The following is an 18,985-nucleotide window of genomic DNA, read 5'->3' as shown; positions in this document are numbered from 1 at the left end:
CGTTTTCCTTGCGGAGCCGCTGAATCTCCTGCTGTTCGGGGCTCAGGGCCTGACGGCCCTGTCCTGGGAACGCGGTTTCCCCGTTGGTCTGCTGCGCGTTCCGCCATTTTCGCAGCAAGGAGACACTGATGCCCAGGTCGCGGGCGGTGCCGGAGAGATTGCCGCTGGTGCGCGCGAGTTGCACAGCATCTCGTTTGAACTCAGCGGTATGGATTCTGCGGGTCGTCATGATGGTGCCTCCTATCGTGGGGGCTTATCTCCATCTGCGCAAAATCGGGTCAACCTCAGTCCTCGCCCCAGGCGACCTACAGCGTCGGCTCGGGCGCCCGCAGGTCACACCGATGGGGTACCAGGTCTGGATGGCAGCTGGAGTTCCCGACCTGTCGCGCCACTTCGAGACGGTCAAGCAGGTGGTGCTCTCGGACGTCGAACAGAACACGACGAGCATGAAAGCGACCACTCTCCGCCACAAGCTGAGGAAGCAGCACGACCTCATCCTGACCGAAGACGAGGTGCAGATCGACCTGCGCTTGATGCGGGGCGCCGGATGGATCACGACCATGCCCATGCTCGGTCTCCACATCACCTCTTACGCAGGGGCACTCTCCCCAGGAGTGCCCTCGGCTGACTGGCATCTACCGGACGTTCAGCAGCCCTGAGAGATGAAGCTGTTCAGGCCTCCTTTTTCGAGGTGTCCGGATGTTGTTGTTTATCAGGCAAGTAAAACCCACATGCACATACGGACACCTTGAGAAAACGCGCGCTGGGACACACCCGGTCTAGAGGGGCTGTTGGGGGGAGTGACGGGTGGGCTGGGGCAGATGCCGGGGGTGACCACCAGAACCCACCGCAGAATGCAGGTATGTCGATTTCCCCCCAACGAGAACAAGGCAACGCGGTGTTGATCGTGTTGTTCGTCATTCTGGTCCTGGCTGCCCTGATGACCATTCAGGTGGTGGCCACCCGCGCGAACGTCCTGACGACCGACCGACGCACGCAGGATGCGCAGCTCAATGCCCAGGCGGCCTTCAGCGCCCCTCGCCTGATCACAGGGGTCCTGACCGGTCTCCCCCAGGGAGTCGCGGACCAGTCCACCGGCAATCTGGAAAGCGGAACGTACCGGACGTCCCTGTCGACCCAGATGGAGGGGTGGCTCAGTTGCGGGACAGCCACAGTCGAGCAGCGCCTGTCGATCGGGGGCACGACGACCTGTGGGGGGGCCTCCACTGGGGACACCACCATTCGGGCCGTGCAGGGCAACGTGGTGAGTTACCGGGTGCCCTTGCAGCTGGGCATCGTGACGAAGGGCAACGAGCAGGCGCAGCGGACCCGCGTGCTGCCCGGCCAGCTGCGATTCGCGAATGCTGCGACCGGGTCGCTCCCCATCACGGCCTACCAGGTGCTGACGAACGTGCTGGGGACCGTGCCGGCAGACATGATCTTCGACGGGCCGGTGCAGGTGAATGGGCAGGTGCAGCTGGCAGCTGGTCGCAGTGCGTGGCCGGGAGGGCTGACGTCCGAGGGGCGCGAGATCCGCGTGGGGAATACGACGGTCTCGGTCAATCAGTTCGGAGGCAATGGCGGGTATCCCTGCGATCAGAGTGTGGCGAGTTGCCCGAACTTCGCGGGAGGCCTGGGCATGGGGACTGGGCGGGTGACCCTGCCGGACATGACGAACGACCGTGCGGGTCTCAACCTCCCCGGCAACGTGCGGGAAGTCGTGCTCTACCCGTGGGAGGGTGGCACCGGGCTCTACGTGTGCACGACGAACAGCTGTGATCAGTACGTGCTCACGCCCATGTCGCGCGGCCGCATGTCCGTGGTGCGGGTGGCCAATGGCGTARGCGTGCCCTCGACGAGCGGGAAGGAGACCCCGGGTGCCGTGACCGAGTCCACGGTGATCCTGTCGGATGTGCCGGCTCTGGTGCAGGCGCCGGGCGACCTGCAGGTCCGGGCACTCACGCCGGCATCGGCAGCCTATACCGGTACGCTGAGCATCGCGGCACGGCAGAACCTGATCGTCACGTCGAGCCTGCTCGCCCAGCGCCCGGCCTGCACGACGTATGCCGTGGCGACCGAGACCCTGAGCGANACGCTGAGCATCGCGGCACGGCAGAACCTGATCGTCACGTCGAGCCTGCTCGCCCAGCGCCCGGCCTGCACGACGTATGCCGTGGCGACCGAGACCCTGAGCGAYCTGAACGGCGGGATTCGTGCAGCGACGTGCGCGGACCTGAACAGCCCGGATGCGCTGGGGCTGATCTCGGAGTATGGGAGTGTGGCCTTYGGAGACGAGACGCTTTCCCTGGTSGGGGGCAACCGGACGATGACCGTGCAGGCGGCGGTGCTGGCCCCTCGAGGCACCGTGCAGGTCCAGGACGGCCGCTTGAGTGATATGGACTGGATTGGGTCAGTGGCAGCGGGCCGGGTGGTGCCGGATGTGCGGATGCGCCTGGCACATGACCCGCGGTTCCCGGAGCTGCCGGGCTTTCCGACGGTGGGGCGGCAGACGCCAGGGCGGATCGTCTTCCGGCAGGCACAAGCGCTGGAATAGCCCAGACTTGGTGACAATGCGACACGGCCGTGAGAGGCCGTGTTTCTTTGTGGAAATGAGGGGAGAAGCACCCCTGTCTATTTCGNGGCTGCCGGTCCGTCCGCTGTGCAGGGCAGCGTGTGAGCCTCGCAGTCCAGATGACACCTGCACGCTATGCCCTCTCCCGACCCGCCGGCAACGGCCTGCGCCGAGGCTTCACGACCGGCAGCAGACGCCAGGGCGGATCGTCTTCCGGCAGGCACAAGCGCTGGAATAGCCCAGACTTGGTGACAATGCGACACGGCCGTGAGAGGCCGTGTTTCTTTGTGGAAATGAGGGGAGAAGCACCCCTGTCTATTTCGRAATTTGACGGCCTGGACGCTTTCTTTCGGCAGTCTGATGAGGTAGACTGAGGGSGTTCCGAAGGGGAACGGGCCGAATGACAAGCCAGAACAGAGGTGCAATTCCAGTTGTGCGAAACGCACCTGGGAGGCAACCCAGGTGCGTCTGAAAGGAGGTGATCATTACGCGGAAACACCGTAATGATACACCGAAGCGCACGCGCAGGCCAGTGAAGTGGGCTGATGTGGCCGTCCTTGTGACGGCTCTCGGCACCCTCTGCACTGGCCTCGCGGCCCTGCTCACCGCCCTGAAGTAATCCCTCTCGCTTCTGGCCCCATCCGGTCCTGACCCTCAAGGAACACCTGCCCGCCATCACTGGCGGGCAGTCTCCTATGAATGCTCTTAGATCAGGGCCCGCTCCAGGTGCAAGGTCTCGTACCGGTCCACCTCGATGCGTGGCCGGCGCTGATGCGACTGGCTGATGAGGCGGCGCTGGAGTGCCCTGGAGACGACCAGGTACCGGCCGGCCTCCAGCGCCGCGAAACGCAAGGCCTCCGGGCCGTACACGGCGAGTTCGATGGGAATCAGGGGTGGCCGGTTCTCCGGCGTGTCCTCTGGCCGTCGCCGAGGCGTCATGCCGAGCGTGGCATTGCAGATGGGCGTGTCGTCCTCCAGGCGCATCAGGTGGGGGGTGGACATCAGCTTGCCCCGAGCTCGGGCAGAGAGCCACCCGTCCCGGAGCAGGACCCCTCCCCCATTGTCAGTGACCAGACGCTCCGTATTCGGAGCCACGCGGGCGACCTCCTCGATCAGGAGAGTCAGCCCAGTCTGGTTCAAGTGGAGGGCTGCGGTGCCGGTCAGAATCTCGCCGGCGCTGAGCGTCCCCAGGCGGGCCGCCAGAGGTCCGTGGGCACCAGCAGGCTGGTAGAAGCGTCCGGGGCGGCTTCCTGGGCCTCCTGTGCGGGAGGTATGGAAACCCCCCAGGGTGAGCGTGGCCGTCGTCCCACCCAGGCCGAGCTGACTGGGACGGACGAGGGCGGCTGTGAACTCGACGGTGGCCGCATGAGCGGTAGTGGGATGGGACATGACAACCAGACCTCGGGGCACGCTGGAGAGCGTGAAGATATTGAGAATGATGGTGTTGGCAGCCGCGCTGGGTTCTGCTGTGCTTGCGGCTCCTGCTTCGGTGATGGAGGCGCCCTCGGTTGCGCTGCAGGGCGTGCCGCTCATCCGGCAGGGGTACAACGATTGCGGGCCCGCGAGTATCGCGATGGTGCTGGGCTACTTCCGGGTGCCGGTCGACGTGGGAGTCATCAGTCGGGCAACGAAAGCCTCACCACGAAGCTACATGACCGTGGATGCCATTGGGCAGTACGTGGCGCCCTACGGCCTGGAGACGGCCGTGATTCGTGGGGGACAGTTGACGCAGGTGCGGGCCCTGATTCGTCTGGGCGTGCCGACGATTGCCCTCCAATATTTTCAGGAAGTCGGGAAGGTACCGCACTTCCGGGTCCCGTATGGCTTCGACGATCAGAGGGGCTGGTTGTTCGTGGCTGACCCGCTGGCCGGCGCAGTCCGCATCCGGTACCAGGACTTCGGCACGCTCTGGAACACTCAGGGGCGCATCTTCGTCGCGGTCTATCCCCCAGCCCTCCGCGCGAAGGTCCTCCGGGCGCTCGCCGGCCACGCCTAGCCCCCGAGAAGGAGGGGCAAGTCAAGCCAAGTGCGGGAACTGCTCAGGGAAGAGCTCCGGGTGACAGGCCCGGTGTAGGAGGTCCCGGAGGACGAGCGTGATGGCAAGGTGGTTCTCCGCCGCAGGTGGGTCCATCTGGAGCCGGAAGCAGGCGGCCGTCGGGGTCTGCGCGTCAACGCCCAGGGCTTCGAGGCTGCTGCGGATACAGAACAGCGGCTGCTGCTGGAAGGCCTCGACGACCCGGGCATCGATGCAGTGCTCGAGCTGCCGGATCAGGGCCTCGGCATCCCAGGTCGCCAGCTTGCGGCCCTGAGCGAAGTCCAGGGCCTGCCGGAAAATGGGGGTATGCCGCCGATCCTTGCAGTGCGGGGTGGTGAGGTAACGGACGTGTGGACCCTGCGCCTGGGGCGGCAGCGTCAGGAGGGCAATGGCCGAGTTGCTGACGCGGCCGTTGCTGGGCATATTTGGGGAAAAGTACAGGAGCGCGAAAGCGTCCAGGTCGAACTGGCAGACTTCTGGACCATAGACCGGGACGCGGATTCGACTGTTGTACTGGCGGTGAGCGTAGCCGACCTCGACCGTGTGGGCGTCGGCAGCAGCCTGGCGGGTAAAGGGCAACTCGGGCTGTGGGGGGAAGACGTACATACCTCCAAGTGTGCGGGGTGGTCTGGTTGCCCGCTTTAATCTCGGTGGTGAGTCTCCAGCATGCGGCGAAGGGGTGGGTCGAGGGTGCCGATACGGTCAATCGCTTCGAGATTCGTTCGGGTCCTTGGCGCTTTGGCGAGGTAAGCGGTGACCTGCTGCCGAATGAATTCAGGGGTCAGCAGCTGGGGGCGCTTCGACTTGGCGACGAGGGGGAACGGCTGGTAGAGGTTGGCCAGCGTGACCAACGGCATCTGGTCGAGGGTGTGCAGGTCGCAGGTCAGCTGCACCTCGGGGTGGAGGCGGTACTCGTTGGTCTTGGGATCGAGGGCGACGAGGGGCTCGGACGCATGAGGATGCGGGAGCAGCCGCCGGCCGAGATTGTTGGCGGTGACGTTGACGTAGGCGCGGGCATTCTTCGAGAAACTGAACAGCTGCTTGCCAAGGACGTCTGAGGACTGAGGGCCGGAGGTCGCAAGGACGTAGAGCAGTTCTGCCTCGCGTACACTGAGGCTGAAGGGTTGGTCACCGAGTTGGCCGGTGAAGGCGCCGCTGAGCATGCGGAGGTGGAGCGTGTGAGCCGGGAGAGCCGCATCGTTCAAGGACGGCTTGGTGACGGTAAAGAGCTTGTCGTACCAGGTGCTCCAGGTCTCGTCGAAGGCCCGAGGATAGGGCTGTCCTTTGACGGGTGGAGCGCCGAGGCAACAGCGGAGGACATACGTGATTTCCGAATAGTCGTTTCCGAGCAGTTGACTGTCATCGACCTGCCCTTGAGGGGTTGCGCGTTGGCTGGCGTTGAGAATGACGCGGCAGCGCTGGATCTCGCGGCTGAGCGTGCCTTCCAGCCGGGCGATGGTCTCCAGACTGGTGAGATGCTGTTCGGCCACGAGATGATCCTGACGGGCAATGGCGATGAGCAGGCCCCACTGGTGAGCGTGCCAACGGGTCAGGAAATCTTGATAGTCCCGGCCGGGAAGGTGGGCATATCTCGAGAGCTGATCCGCGGCCTGAATGGCGTGCTGGGCCTGCTGTTCGGCTTTGGCGAGCTGGTGCTGGCGCAGGGCGTACACGCTGAGGAGACGGTGTCGCTCGGTCACGACCCAGGGTGAAAGGTGTTCATCCGCGGGAAGGTCCTGCAGGAGCTGCTGGGCGGGCTTGAGTAGGCCGACGTCCAGCAGCGTAGCGACGAGCCGACACTGGAGATCAGGCGCCACCTGAGACCAGTTCTCTTGCTCGTCGTACAAGGCGGCGGCCTGTTGCTTGGTCTTGGTCGAGGGGTCCCCTCGCATGATCCGCGTCTGCAGCAGAACGACCTGAAAAAACAGGTCAGGGTTCTCTGTCGGGTGCGCGCCAAGAGCAGCCTGTGCCACGAGCGGCTGACCGGCCTGGAGGTAACAGAGGGCGAGTTGCGCCTGAACTTCTGTACGCCGGGGATGATCCCGGGGCAGGGTCACGAAGAGCGCGGTGTAGGTTTCCTGCGCCTGGGAGAGGCGGCCGAGCTTCTGGAGGAGGTCAGCTTTGAGGAAGCTGGAGTCGGGTTCAGGGAGAAGGAACAGGCCTTCGGCGAGGGTGAGGAGACGCATGGCAAAGCGCAGGTCTTCGAGATGCTCAGCGGTTTCCCGGATGGCGGTGACGAGCAGGAGGGTATCTGCGGCATCCAGGTCGAGCTGAAGGCCTCGGGCGTCCTCCCAGATGTGTGTGCTGAGCGTGTCGCGGATGCGCCGCCATTGCGCGTTGGCCGTCCAGTTCTGGAGCTGCACCCGGCGGCTGGAGAGCGCTTCGGGTGAGAGGGTGAACGGGGCGCGGTGTTGATTTCGCAGGGCGTGGGCGCGGATGGGGTCGACTGCGTCGTAGTACCTCGCCAGGCCGGGAAGGACGCGGCCGACATCCCCATGGGTGTAGAGCGCATGGCGGAGGAGTTCTGTCAGTAGAGGCACGTGCCGGTGAGACTGAGTGGCAAAGGGCCAGTTCCTTCGCTGGTAGTCGGCGAGGTAGTTGTCTGGCAGCTGGAGCGCCCGCAGGAGGGTGAGCGGGGGTGGACCTGTCCAGTCGTCTTCGACGAACGCCGCGCGCAGGAGAACGGGGTCGATGTCATGGACGTACGCCTGGAGATCCGCGCGGAGGAACAGGCTGGTGGGGTCGGGAGACAGCAGGGCCCGGACGAGAGTCGGGATGCCTTGAGAGCGGGTGTAGGCCTCGGAAGAGAGGCCGAGATACCGGGCTTCGTCAGGGAAGAAGACGAGTTGGTCGCTCGTCAGGATGTGCGGGTTGAGGTGCTCTTTCCCCCGCTTATCTCTGCCAGGAGCCAGTGGAAAACGCTGAGGATCGAAGTGCGTTGGGAGCGCTTCTGGACCGGCGAAGACAGACTGGATTTGAGGAGCGGCGTGGGTGAGATGGGAGAGAAAGGCTGCGAGGGCGGGGTCAGGATCGAGGTTATCGATCAACAGGGTGAAGGGCTGTTGGGTGGTCAGGGTGTGGAGGTCACGCGCGATGGCCTGGGCGGCTTCCAAGGGGAAGCGGGGATCTTCTGGCGTGAAATTGAGCGCGCGGTAGGCGGAAGTCACGGGCTGAAAGAGGCTCGGATCGTGGGCTTGAAATGCGGCGATGAAGTGGCGGAGAAAGGGTGGCAATGCTCGGTAAGACTGCGTGGGGATCAAGGAGATGGTCTGCCGGCCCCAGCGTTCGAGGTGGCGTTGACCTTGACGCAGCAGGGTTGTTTTGCCGAGTCCCTGCCCAGCCGCGATGAAGATGCGGGGGTACGCATCGAAAGCGGTAGAGAGTCGCGGTCGGTCCAGAATGGTCCCAGAAATGTCACTGGGGGGGGCAGGGCACATGCCTATAAGATAGCGCCTGCCTAAAATTATTGGGCGAAAAATATGTGTATCTGACCTATTGAAGGCGGTAAGAGTCTGACAATGCCAAGTCTAAAGCCGATAAAACTACGCTGGGACGGGCTTCTCTTAAATTAGATAGATGTGTGCGGGGCTGCTGGGGTAGTCCCGCACACCCTGTATTTTGAGGTGTAAAACGCCGACTGAGACGGCGTTTTCGGGGTGTTTTTCCTATCGTTTTGGGGCTCTCGGTGGGGGGGGTAGACGGGGGTATTTTCTCACACGACTCACACAACTAGACCAAAAAAAGCCTTTATGAGTGAAAAAATGAGGGAAATGTGCCGGAGGACGAGTTTATGGCAATTCATTTGTAAAGTGCAAAACTCAAAAATCGGGTTTGCCTAAAAAAATTGAGAGCCTAAAAAACATCAAAGTGCGTTCAGCACGAGGAAAACACAAGTTTTTTTTCGGTCGTTTGCGTTTTATTTTGGGCGGCGGCATAAATGGCTCCATGACCGCCGGACTCCACCACATCATTGCTTTGGAAAAGAAAGGCTTATTACGCCCGACTGATCTGACGACGGGCAGTGGTTTGAGTGGCCGGCGTGGATTTACAGCGGCGCAAGTCCACGAAGCGCACCCCGGATTGACGAAGCGGCGCGTGCGCAAAGTCTGCCAGGGGCTGGTGAAACAAGGCTTCCTGCAATCTTTTGGCCAGAATGTCGAGATCTTCTTCTCAAGCACAAATAGCCTGGCCTTTCTCTTGCCCCGTTTCCTTGAAACCTTCGCTGCCGAAGTGGAGCAGCTGCTCAGGCGTCTGGGGCGTTGCCTGACCACGCGAGAACTCCGGAAGTACATTTCCCAGGAATCCTGGGGATGCAGTGGAGACCAGCACATTCTTTCTCTGGCCTTGCCTTACGTGTTAGAGCGTTTAAGTGTCCGCGAACTTGTCCGGGACAGTCGCACGTACTACTACAGCACCTATATCCAGGATCCCAATCTCCTGCGTTGGATCGACGACAAAAAAGCAGGGACGCGAGTCGCTAAAAGCAAAACCCTGAAGATGCTGAAGTTGGAAGCTCCCGTCATCAAAATTGATGCGGAACTGCTTGTGCGTGCCCGCGCGAAAGTCATTGAGCTGAGTGCCGTGACGGCAGATAAGGTCGCCTATAAAACAATCAGCAACGCGGGCTTGAAAAAGGCCCTGGGTCTCGAAGACGAGGTGTTCGCGGTCCTGATCGAGAAGTTGCTTGAAGAGGGATATGTCATCCGGATTCCGTCGGAGTTTTGCGTATCGCATTACCGGTGGTCAGGGCAGGAGGCGCCGGCGACGGCCGTCGCATCCCCCAAGGAGATCTCATGTCTATCGGAACAGCAGCTATCGGCACCGCAGAACGTCCAGCCCACCACATCTACATCCGACTCGACGCTGGCAGCCGCGGGTCGCCCGCAACCCTCACGGCCATCCATGTCCAGGGGGAACACAGCACGAGTGGCAACTACTTCTCGGCGCCACTCGCAGGGGACACCGCCGCAGAGCAGCGCCTTGGCGCCCTCCTCACCGCCGTCGACAGCGTCCCCTACTACACGCGGCTCTACATCCACACCACACAACGCGAGCTCCGCGACCTGGTCCGGACCCGGGCAACCGAGTGGCCCCAGCAACTGCGAGACGCGCTCCAGCGCCGGAACGTCACGATCCGGATCGGCAGCCTCGAACACCTCGAGCTGTTCTGGGTCGACCTCCTCAACGCGGTCAGCCGGAAGGGCCTGCCCAGCATCGGGCCGCTCAACCACTACCAGCTCTACACCTACGCCGTGTGCGACGGTCGCCGGACCTATGCGTCCGGGCTCCTCTACGGGGATGGGCAGTTACACATCTATAGCCACCAGGAAAAGGGCAGTGAACTCGCGGCCGGTGAGCTTACGATGGCGGCCTGGGCGTTCTCCGTGCTCCCTATGGGCAAGTGCGTCGAGCTGCATCAGAACAACCCGGAGCTCCGGGACTACTGGGAGGGTGACGCGGCGCAGTTCGTCGACCTCTACCCCGGTGCAGAAGACAGCAGCAAACAGATCGGGAAGCATCTGAAGGCTAAGGCGCTGAGGTTCAACGTGACCGCAGTCCATAAGGAAAATGACCTCTGGCGCGGGGTCCGGTGGCTAGCGGGGCGGATGTTGGCATGAGCGATCTGCTCGCGCTGCTGGGCGAATACGGTGGACTGACGGCCGAGCAATCGGACTTGGTCATCCGAACCCAGGAAGGCTCCGGAGGGAGTGTGCTCCGCACGCTCGAACGGGTGATCCAGGATGTTCCCGCCCTCTGGGCCACGATGGCGGAGATGACGCAGCGCCGCTGCTATTCCACCCCAGCGAGTATCGAAACCCTGGAGGCCCCCCTCAAAGCCCCTGGGAAGGAGGGGTTCGAGCCTCTCCTCAGTCGTTCCCTGGCCCTTGAGCACCTCTGTGTGGCCCAACGGGTGGAGTGGGACACGCTCTGCCTGTTGACGGTCGATCCTCTGCCGACAATTAGTGCTGAGTTGCAAGCCCGTGCGAACGCCGTTTCACCCACAGGCCAGGGTCGAATTCGATTCAGCCTGATCGCTCCGGAGTTGTTCCGACTTTGCCTCCGGTTGACCTACCCCACGGCGCTCTATGGAGGGCTGACGTTCGCCGAGCGGTTGTGCGTCAGTGGTCTGGTGGGTGCAGAGGCGTTGGACCCCTACGAGCAAGAGGTCCAGGAGGCCGTAGACGCCGGCCTCGTGACCGAGGCGGATTACGCCGATGCGCTTGCGGCCCATCTTCGCCTGCCCCGCTACGCCTATGCGCCCATCAGGGCGCCTGCGGAGACCGTGCCTCTCTACCTTCGAAAGAAGCTGGGGGTGCTTCCTCACAGCGTCGAGGGCGGCGTGCTCACCCTGTTGGTGACGCGCATGTTGACCGAAGAAGATCGCCTCCACCTCGAACGCTTCAGTGGGAAAGCCGTCACGTACCAGGTGACGAGTCCCAGTGAACTTCGTGCCCTTATCAGGAGTGAAGAAGATGTCCAAACGACTTGATTTTCAGCAGCTCGCCAACACCCATAAGTTCACCGTGGCCCATGCGCAACTCTACGTGGAAGGGCTCCTGAAGGCCTTGACGCAGCCTGAGCCGGAGGCACCTGCCCTGATCGTGATTTTCGGTGTTCCCCAGGAGCTGATCTGTCAGGACGGCACCGTCTCGTTGCGCAGTTTTGTCCTGCTCGAGACGCCGGAATTCAGGGACTGGCACGGCCAGACCCAGAAGGACATCGCACAGAAACTCACCTACGATGCGAATATCACGGCAACAGTCGCGGAATTGGAGACGTACTCCGACGCGCGGTTCGCCCAGCTCGCTCAGCAGGCCATGAAGGCGCTGACGGCCCCACCCAGGCCCGCCCGCCCCCGTGCTGCGCCAGCAGACGCCGCCTCGGCGGAAGCGCCGAAGACCCCTAAAGCATCAGGGAAGTTGAAGCAGAAAGCCGAGTCCCAGCAAGGCGCCCCCTCGGGTGCTGACCAGCAGCAACAGGGCCCCCAGGAACACGCTGCTCAGGGGATGCCACAGGATGAGGCCCAGCGGGAGATGGCTCCCGCATGAGCCTGCTGGCCGTCGCCCGGGAGTATCTGGCGCGCGGCTGGAACGTCGTGCCGATCGGGGACCGCAAGAGTCCCCATCACGTCCTGATCCAGACCGGCCACTGGCAACGAGGCACAAACGGTCGCAAAAGCCCCCGCTGGCGAGACTTCCAGACGGAGCGGGTCACAGACGAGCTGCTGCAGATCTGGTTCGCTCCACAACACCGGGTCCCTGGCTTAGGGGCGGTGACGGGTGAGATCAGCAATCTGGTGGTCCTGGACTTCGACGGCGCCCCAGGCCGGGCCCTGCACCACACGCTGGGTCTTCCCCCCAATAGTTTGTCCGGCTCGGGTTCCCCACACCTGTACTTCCCCTGGCCGGGCCACCGGGTGGGCAACAAGGCAAGCAGCAGCCAGAGTGCGCCCCCCTTCCCTGGCCTCGACGTGCGTGGGGATGGGGGCCTGATCGTGCTGCCGCCCAGTCAGCTGAGCAACGGGACGTACCGCCTGCTCGATCATCAGCCCCACGAGGTCACGCAATTGCCAGAAGCGGTGGCGCGTTGGACGGGCCTGGTGCGGGAGGAGGCCCCCGAGCTGCCTGTCTGGGAGGCTCCAACGGGTGTCTCCCCAGGGGTCGAGGAGTTGCTGGCGACGGCCATGCAGCGGGTGCGGGATGGCGGTGGCCGGGACAATACCGGGTACTGGCTGGCCTGCCAGCTGCTGGAGCACGGCTCCCGCCAGGATGCGCTGCTGATCATGGAGCAGTACGCCGAGCGGGTGCCTGCACACGACACCCAGGGGCGGCATGATCCCTATACCAGCGCCGACGCCCGGCGCAACCTCCACAGTGCGGCGAAACGCGGACCGGCACGCTCGGTGCGGGCCTGGGTCAAGCCGGCGGAGCGAGATCCCCTGGACGCGCTCCGGGCCTGCCTACCCGGACTGAGTGCCGAAGAGCGCGAGCGGGCCGCCCGCCTGGTGGCCGGGGCCTACGTCCGAGAAGGGATCGAGGTCGTCACTCGGCATCTGAGTGCCCTCCAGCTGGACAGCACGGCCGCGACATGGGTCGTAGAGCGTCAGGAGGCCCAGTACAGCGTGCCGGGGATGCCAGCGCTTCGCCGCTTCGTGGCCGACCGCGCCTGATCCCCCGTCTCTCCAGTCGGCCGCTCCCTCGCAGGTGGGAGCGGCCTGCTCGTGTGTCTGGAAGGAGGTTCGCTCGTAGCCCCTGGAAAGAGTGGGGATAGGCAAACTCAATGAGGGCGTGTACGCTGAGGGGGTAGGTATTCGGTGCTTGCTTTCACCCTGGAGCACCGAAGCAGTGGGAACACTGCGCCAAGATCGGATTTGCGAATCCGAAGACCCTTCCCGATGGAAGGCCGACCCACTTCTCAGAGTCTCTCTGGGGAGTGGCGAAAGCCCCCCAGAGAGCGAAGGAGCACGCGATGAGCGTCAACGAACTGCCCGTTTTCCCCATTGAGCTCAAGGAATTACTGGCCCGAGCTGCAAGTTTCAAAGGATCGACCTGGCGTGACCGGACGTACGCCGCTCTCAAAGGTCATCCTGACACGCTGCAGTTCCTACAGGACATGAAGCCGCACGCCTTCATCAAGGGTGTTGCGAAGAGTGTCCTCCCCCGGCCGAAAAGCCAGTGGGATATGCAAGTCCAGAGAGTTGTGATGGACGCTATTTTCGCGACAGCGAAGACGGTCCGAGTCGGCGAGGTGAGCGTTCCTGGCCGTAAAGGCAAAGTGACGACCACCGTGCGGGACATGCTTCACCCTGAAGTGCAGTACGGCTTCGGCGGTGACGACGTGGACTTCTCTGCCCTGAATGCACTGGCCTCGCTCGATCGGATGGCTTACACCATCGACGACGCGAAGGTGCATGCGGACGCAGATGCGTTCGATACGCAGCAGGACTGGGCCCACAAGGATCATCCCTTGCAGGACCTCGACAGCGACCTCCGGCGCTTCGGCATCTACGCCGACACGCCCCAGGAAGCCCTGCAGGCGCTCGAAGCAGCGGGCAACCCCGACCAGGACCTTCGAGCTGCGCTTGAAGGCCGCCTGAACGACCGGAGTGAACCTATGCGGGAGTACCAGCAGTTCAAGACCCGCGCGCTGTATGCGAGGGATGACGTGCGTGGCCAGAGCATTCAGCCACGGATGGTCAGCCCCGAAGTGCAGGCGGCCCTCCAGGGGGCGCTGCTCATCAGTGGCAACTGGGAGTCCCTCGGGATTCCCCGACGCGTGAAGGCTGAGGCTTTCGACCGCCTCGTTTCGCTGTTCGCCGCGAGCTTCACCCGGCAACGGCCTGGCGCGGTCGCAGCCATCACGGACGATCTTATCGGGCAAGTCGCCACCGTGGCTGCGCGCTCGCTAGGGATTCCGACGATTGCGGTGCAGGTCGCAGGTTGGCCCTCCAAGGTGGCGACGCATACCCTCCAGTGGTGTGAACGTCTTCCGAAAGGGCAGGACCTCGCGCTCGCGCAGCAGGAACTGCGGGTGTACCTCTCTGAGCAGGTGTGGGGCGTTCTGACGCTCGGTACCGGTGAGGAGATCACGCAGCTGAAAGAGGTCTGCGCCCGCTGGCCCGTGGGTGTCAAGCCGAGGTCCGCGCTGGATGGCCACTGGCAGAAACACAATGGTCTGTACTGAGAAGTTCTGAATTGAAGGCCTGACTGGAGTTGTTCGCCCTTCGCCCCCCCCAAGCAAGACCGGGGGGCGCGCAGACGCGACCCCCCGGCACAGGAGCCCGAGATGATCACTTCAAAGAATATGCTGCGGCCTTCCGCCCCCGAGATCCGTGAACTGCTTCAGGGCAAGTTCGTGGTGGCTGGGACCGGACACCGTCCGGACAAGCTGGGTGGGTACTCCCTCCCGAGTGGAACAGGCGCGATCACGAATTTTCGTGGGGCGTTCTCCTTCCTCAGTAATTTTCACCCCTCCCCTGTGCAGTTCGAGGGCACGATGTATGCCACGGTAGAAGCTGCTTTTCAGGCAGCTAAATTCCTGGATCTCCGCGTCCGGCGACGGATCGCGCAGGCCAAGACTCCTGCCGCCGCCCGCACGTTGGGGCGCGACCGCAAGCTCCAGCTCCGCCAGGACTGGGAAGAGGTCAAGGTCGGCATCATGGAAGACCTGCTTCGGCAGAAATTCCAGACGCCTACACTCGGCCGCTCCCTCATGGCGACCGAGGGCCGGTCTATCCAGGAGCACAACACCTGGGGAGACCAGTTCTGGGGGATCTCGAAGGGCGTAGGCCAGAACATGTTGGGTCTGCTGCTCATGAAAGTGCGCCAGGACGTGCTGTTGCACAACGACTTCCCGATTCTTCAGGACCCTGAACAGGTGCTCGTCGATCTGGCGGTCAAATACCTGCGCCGTCTGCGTGATGGGAATCCGTCCCTGACTGTGATCAGTGGGATGGCGCTCGGGTGGGATACCGCTCTTGCGCGCGCTGCTCGTCAGGAGAAGATTCCGTACGTGGCTGCGCTGCCCTTCCCAGGACAGGCACGCCGTTGGCCGGAAGCGTCACAGGAGCTCTGGAGTGAGTTGGTGCGGGATGCAGCGCTCGTCGTGGCGGTCGGTTCCGATGACCTCGCCGACGCAGACATCCGCAGCGCGATGCAGTGGCGCAACGAGTTCATGGTCGACCAGTGCGATCTCGTATTGGCGTGCTATGACGGAAGCTTTGGCGGAACGCACAACTGCGTGCAGGATGCCCAGGCTCAGCACCGGACGGTGATCAACACCTATGGGGACTGGCTGAGCATGAGCGGCCTGGTGGACGACGTGACGACGGAAGTGCAGCGCACCGATGGCGTCCAGATTCGGTACGAGGAGCGCGAGCTCACCGTCTACCCCGTCCAGAACAGTGTGTTCTGGTTGGGAACGTACGAAGTGGCTGGCGTGCAGTTCACCGCGTTGATTCACGGGGAGCAGCTCCAGACATACAAGCTGCAGGCCACAGTGCAGGACGTGGCCGAGGTGAATGCGGATGTGCGGGTGACGCACAAGAAGTTTGGTGAAGGGCTGGTCCTGTCGCAGACGGGCACCCCCCTGAGTCCGTTAGGTGTTCGTGCAGAGGTGCAGTTCAGTGACGCTGTTCGCCTGATCAGCGTGTCGCACTTGCAGTTCTGAGCAGAACACCAGAGTTCTGAAGTCGGTGTAGGTCGTTTTTCCGTTGCGGGCAAGTTGTTGCCCTCCCCCATCAAGTCGGGGGAGTCGGCATCCGCCACCCCCCGCAAAGGATTCCGAGATGACCACCCCCACCAAGACGCGCAAGACCGACCCTAACCACAGCCGCTACGTGAACGCTCTCAAGGAGCAGAACTTCACGGTTGTGACGACAAAGGTCAACAAGGATGGAGAACGGGTTGTCGAAGGGACCCATCTCTCTATGATGCTCGAGTCTCGCCTGGATCCGTTTCAGGCTGCTCAGTACGAAGTCAGGAAGGATCTCGTTTTTCTCACGGATAAGCAGGCCATCGAACTCTCGAAGGTCCTGAACGATCCGGAGACCGACAAGCGGACCAGGAACGAAGTGTTCGAGCTGCTGTTCCGTACGACTGCACCTGAAGCGTTGAAGCTCGCCGTGCAGGAAGCTGAGAAGTTCCATAACTTCGATGCAGCCTGGGCCACGGGTCGACGTGCGCTGTGGAAAGCTCTGGAGCGCTGGGATCCGACGCGAGGCATGCGGCTGTTGACCTTTGTACGTGCCGTTCTCCCCCCGGAGTTCGAGCGCGATTACAAGGAGCAAGACATTCATGACCAGGAAGACCGGGTCGGAACGTCGGTGAGCAGCTCCATCGCCACGATCCTGGACGGTGGTCAAAACCGCCCCTGGACGACGCATTACAGCGACACGCAGGGCCAGTTGCTGACGATCCAGCCCCGGGAGATCAATGAGTGGGGCATGGTGACGCAAGAGGCGATGGTGGTGTTGCAGTTCCCAGAGCACACTACGGTGAGTTGGGAGATGACTAAAAAAGGCAACCGGATTGTTTCGGTCCTGCCACAGACGCGTTCGCATGTTCAGAACGTGGTCAAGACGGTTCGTGGGCGTCAGATCAGCGAACTCAAGGAAGTCCAGCTGCCCATCTCCAACCCGATGCAGGAGTGGATGACGCAGAGCAAGACGGATCAAAGTGGGGCCAAGTTCTTCAACCCGAAGACGCGCAACTGGCCTCGCAAGCAGGACCGCTCGAAGACTGGCTACAAGGTTTCCGAGCTCGCACTCACCCAGCAGGCCTTCGACGAGACGGTTCTGGGGACGAAGTTCACCTCGCGGCTCATGCAGCGCCTGGTATTCCTCAAGCCGTTCAAGCCTATCCGCGACGAGGACATCACGCCGCGCATGGTCCAGATGGCAATCCGTCGTCACCGCACGCTCTCGCAGCAGGTGTTCGACGCACGCACGTGGTCTCTCCCCAAGATCGGTCAGATTATGGAGGGACTCAAGATGATCACCTCGTACGACGAAGTGATCTCGGATGACGCAGGCGACACCACCCGAAAGAGCGATTTCCTTGCTGCTCCTGACGTGGATATGCCTGACGAGTTTGCTCAGGCCGTTGAACTTGTTGACGCTTACGTCACGGTTCATGGTTTGGATCGTACGCAGCCCCTCGCGACGTTGCTTGGACGTGATTTGACGCCGGCACTCGTCAACGCGATCGCTGTGCTCGCTAAAGGTCGCCCTCGTATCGTCATTGATGATGCGATTGTTGATCAGGCTGAGTACGCTCCTGAGCAATTCGCCGATGCCGCCCGCATCAGTGAAAAGCTCATGAAGTCGGGACTCTGGGAAATCGCGACGTCGATTCCCCTGCACAAGTTCCTGTTGGCTCACCGTACGAAGGCTGCTGGTGCTGAGTTTTGCGCACTCTGTAGCAACTACGGTGTTCGCGTGAAATTCGCCCTCCAGATCGTCGAATTGGTCGAAGCTGGTCTTCGCTGATTTGACACGATGCCGGTACCTCTACTGGTACTGATCTCCTCTGATCACCTCCCGTCTCCTACTGCTGGAGACAACTACCTACTACTGGTAGCGCCCGAACATTTATTTGTTCGGGCACGTTTTTTTGGTCCTTGCTTGACAAGTGGGGTGAAGTGGTGCTGTAGATATATGTATGGAACAGATTCCCGACATCATTTCCGCCTATGGCCTGGGTCACCTCTACCAGGGGCATACCCTGCATGGCGATTTCCCGCTCCTGAACCTGCATGGGTTCCTGCGCATGGACCAGCTCCTGGAGCGGCCAACGTTCACGGCGTATGCCGAGGGAGAAGGGCTGCCGGCGGAACTGTGGGGGGGAGAAGTGCTGCAGGTGCGGACGTCGCCGTCGCTCGTCATCGAGGTCGAGCACGAGGATGACTGCCTGGTCGAACTGGTGCGGGGATATATCGGGGCGGCCGGGCGGGCCATGCAACCAAAGGAGCAGAAGCCTGCGCCGCGGTGGGTGAGTCCCCTCTATCACGTGGTGTTCGAGGAGCGCGAGGTCGTGTCGGCGCCGCAGATCCCTCTCCACGAGATGAGCATGGAAGAACGCCTGGACCGGGCTCGCGCCTTACAGGGCAAGTGGGTCGCCGAGCCGCCGCATCACTCGGTCGCAGACAGCGAAGCGGAGCGCGCCCGGGTCCTGAAGATGGCGCCAGGGGTGACGTACCGCGATCTGCATCCCCTGGACGACGATGATTACGAGCCCCCGACGCCTTATGACATTGCTCTGGAGAAGATTCGGCGCGTCGAGGGTTCTCCAGCCAGTCGGTATGAGCCGGGCGATGGTTCTCCACGGAGTCATCCGGAGGACTGGTATTACCGTCCCTAACAATACTTTGTCACTTCCACGAATCGCTTCCAGCAGAAGCTTGGTCGTAAAGTACGGTGTGCTGACGGAACATTCCACTCCTGCAGAGATCAACCTCTATTACCTAGAGGACGCCGTCCGCTCACTGGCGCAACCTCCTGAGCTTCAAAAGCATGGGGAAGAGATGGTGGTGGACTTCGATGCGTGGTACGTGCCCGCAGTGCGCGATGGGTACCTGGCAGACTGGGAACCTGACCAATGCCAGGCGTTGGAGAAGATTGACCGTCTCTTGTCCGAGATGACGGCACTTCAGGAACCGGAGCCTTGGACATCCGAGGCGTCGGTAGCGACCAGTTCTTGGTGGGCCCTCGTCCGGGAGGCCGCGAGAGACGCGTTGCGCATATTGCAGTGGTCACCGGATCCCCCAGAAAGCGTGTGGTAATGCTCCAGGTTTGACTTCAAGCGGCGTTGCGAGCGTTCGCCGATGACGTGAGTGTAGACCAGGGCGTAGCGTAGCCGAGCGCCGAATGACGGCGCTCG

At 62.5% G+C, this 18,985-nt stretch carries 14 protein-coding genes and 1 pseudogene; 11 read left to right on the top strand and 4 right to left on the bottom strand.

All coding sequences use genetic code 11. From position 1 onward, the window contains the following. Positions 1-229 (bottom strand): IS3 family transposase (locus ASF71_RS12705; protein WP_056300651.1); only part of this gene is annotated, 229 nt, incomplete at its 3' end. A gap of 130 nt (positions 230-359) precedes the next feature. Here ASF71_RS12705 and ASF71_RS12700 point away from each other — a divergent pair. Further along, positions 360-659, top strand: coding sequence for a hypothetical protein (locus ASF71_RS12700; protein WP_156372776.1), 300 nt, complete (start codon positions 360-362; stop codon positions 657-659). Positions 660-2,092: 1,433 nt separating this feature from the next. Next, positions 2,093-2,554, top strand: a pseudogene (locus ASF71_RS25140) (hypothetical protein); the annotation flags it as partial. A gap of 723 nt (positions 2,555-3,277) precedes the next feature. Here the strand turns inward: ASF71_RS25140 and ASF71_RS25135 are convergent. Then, positions 3,278-3,961: a hypothetical protein gene (locus ASF71_RS25135; protein WP_056300638.1), complete on the bottom strand. Its 684-nt coding sequence runs from the start codon at positions 3,959-3,961 to the stop codon at positions 3,278-3,280. A 31-nt stretch (positions 3,962-3,992) separates the two neighbouring features. Here ASF71_RS25135 and ASF71_RS12685 point away from each other — a divergent pair, with 31 nt between their 5' ends. Continuing rightward, a complete protein-coding gene (locus tag ASF71_RS12685) occupies positions 3,993-4,568 on the top strand; it encodes a cysteine peptidase family C39 domain-containing protein (protein ID WP_235514423.1) in 576 nt (191 codons plus the stop codon). Between the two features lie 21 nt (positions 4,569-4,589). Here the strand turns inward: ASF71_RS12685 and ASF71_RS12680 are convergent, their stop codons facing one another. Both ASF71_RS12680 and ASF71_RS12675 read right to left on the bottom strand, forming a co-directional pair. After that, positions 4,590-5,213, bottom strand: coding sequence for a hypothetical protein (locus ASF71_RS12680; protein WP_056300634.1), 624 nt, complete (start codon positions 5,211-5,213; stop codon positions 4,590-4,592). Between the two features lie 35 nt (positions 5,214-5,248). Next, the gene (locus ASF71_RS12675; RefSeq protein WP_156372775.1) at positions 5,249-7,774 is read right to left on the bottom strand and encodes a hypothetical protein; all 2,526 of its coding nucleotides are present in this window, start codon (positions 7,772-7,774) and stop codon (positions 5,249-5,251) included. 1,626 nt (positions 7,775-9,400) lie between these two features. On the opposite strand from ASF71_RS12675, the gene ASF71_RS12665 reads away from it, so the two are divergent. The 8 genes from ASF71_RS12665 to ASF71_RS12630 all read left to right on the top strand — a co-directional run bounded on the left by ASF71_RS12665 (position 9,401) and on the right by ASF71_RS12630 (position 18,466). After that, positions 9,401-10,225 carry a hypothetical protein gene (locus ASF71_RS12665; protein WP_056300622.1) on the top strand — a complete coding sequence of 275 codons (825 nt, stop codon included), beginning with the start codon at positions 9,401-9,403 and terminating at the stop codon, positions 10,223-10,225. Beyond that, positions 10,222-11,097, top strand: coding sequence for a hypothetical protein (locus ASF71_RS12660; protein WP_156372774.1), 876 nt, complete (start codon positions 10,222-10,224; stop codon positions 11,095-11,097). Before ASF71_RS12665 ends, ASF71_RS12660 begins: the two co-directional genes overlap by 4 nt. Next, positions 11,081-11,656: a hypothetical protein gene (locus ASF71_RS12655; RefSeq protein ID WP_056300615.1), complete on the top strand. Its 576-nt coding sequence runs from the start codon at positions 11,081-11,083 to the stop codon at positions 11,654-11,656. Before ASF71_RS12660 ends, ASF71_RS12655 begins: the two co-directional genes overlap by 17 nt. Further along, positions 11,653-12,777, top strand: coding sequence for a bifunctional DNA primase/polymerase (locus ASF71_RS12650; protein ID WP_056300613.1), 1,125 nt, complete (start codon positions 11,653-11,655; stop codon positions 12,775-12,777). The genes ASF71_RS12655 and ASF71_RS12650 overlap by 4 nt, the downstream gene beginning before the upstream one ends. A gap of 299 nt (positions 12,778-13,076) precedes the next feature. Continuing rightward, positions 13,077-14,291, top strand: coding sequence for a hypothetical protein (locus tag ASF71_RS12645; protein WP_056300608.1), 1,215 nt, complete (start codon positions 13,077-13,079; stop codon positions 14,289-14,291). A gap of 102 nt (positions 14,292-14,393) precedes the next feature. Beyond that, positions 14,394-15,776, top strand: coding sequence for an NADAR domain-containing protein (locus ASF71_RS12640; protein WP_056300605.1), 1,383 nt, complete (start codon positions 14,394-14,396; stop codon positions 15,774-15,776). Positions 15,777-15,894: 118 nt separating this feature from the next. Beyond that, positions 15,895-17,595, top strand: a complete 1,701-nt coding sequence (locus tag ASF71_RS12635; protein ID WP_056300601.1) for a hypothetical protein — start codon at positions 15,895-15,897, stop codon at positions 17,593-17,595. Positions 17,596-17,767: 172 nt separating this feature from the next. Then, the gene (locus ASF71_RS12630; RefSeq protein WP_056300597.1) at positions 17,768-18,466 is read left to right on the top strand and encodes a hypothetical protein; all 699 of its coding nucleotides are present in this window, start codon (positions 17,768-17,770) and stop codon (positions 18,464-18,466) included. Positions 18,467-18,985: the final 519 nt, after the last annotated feature.

The sequence above is a fragment of the Deinococcus sp. Leaf326 genome (assembly GCF_001424185.1).
Classification (GTDB): domain Bacteria; phylum Deinococcota; class Deinococci; order Deinococcales; family Deinococcaceae; genus Deinococcus.
Note: the sequence above shows the minus strand (reverse complement) of the source record. Positions and strands in the feature narration are given on the sequence as shown.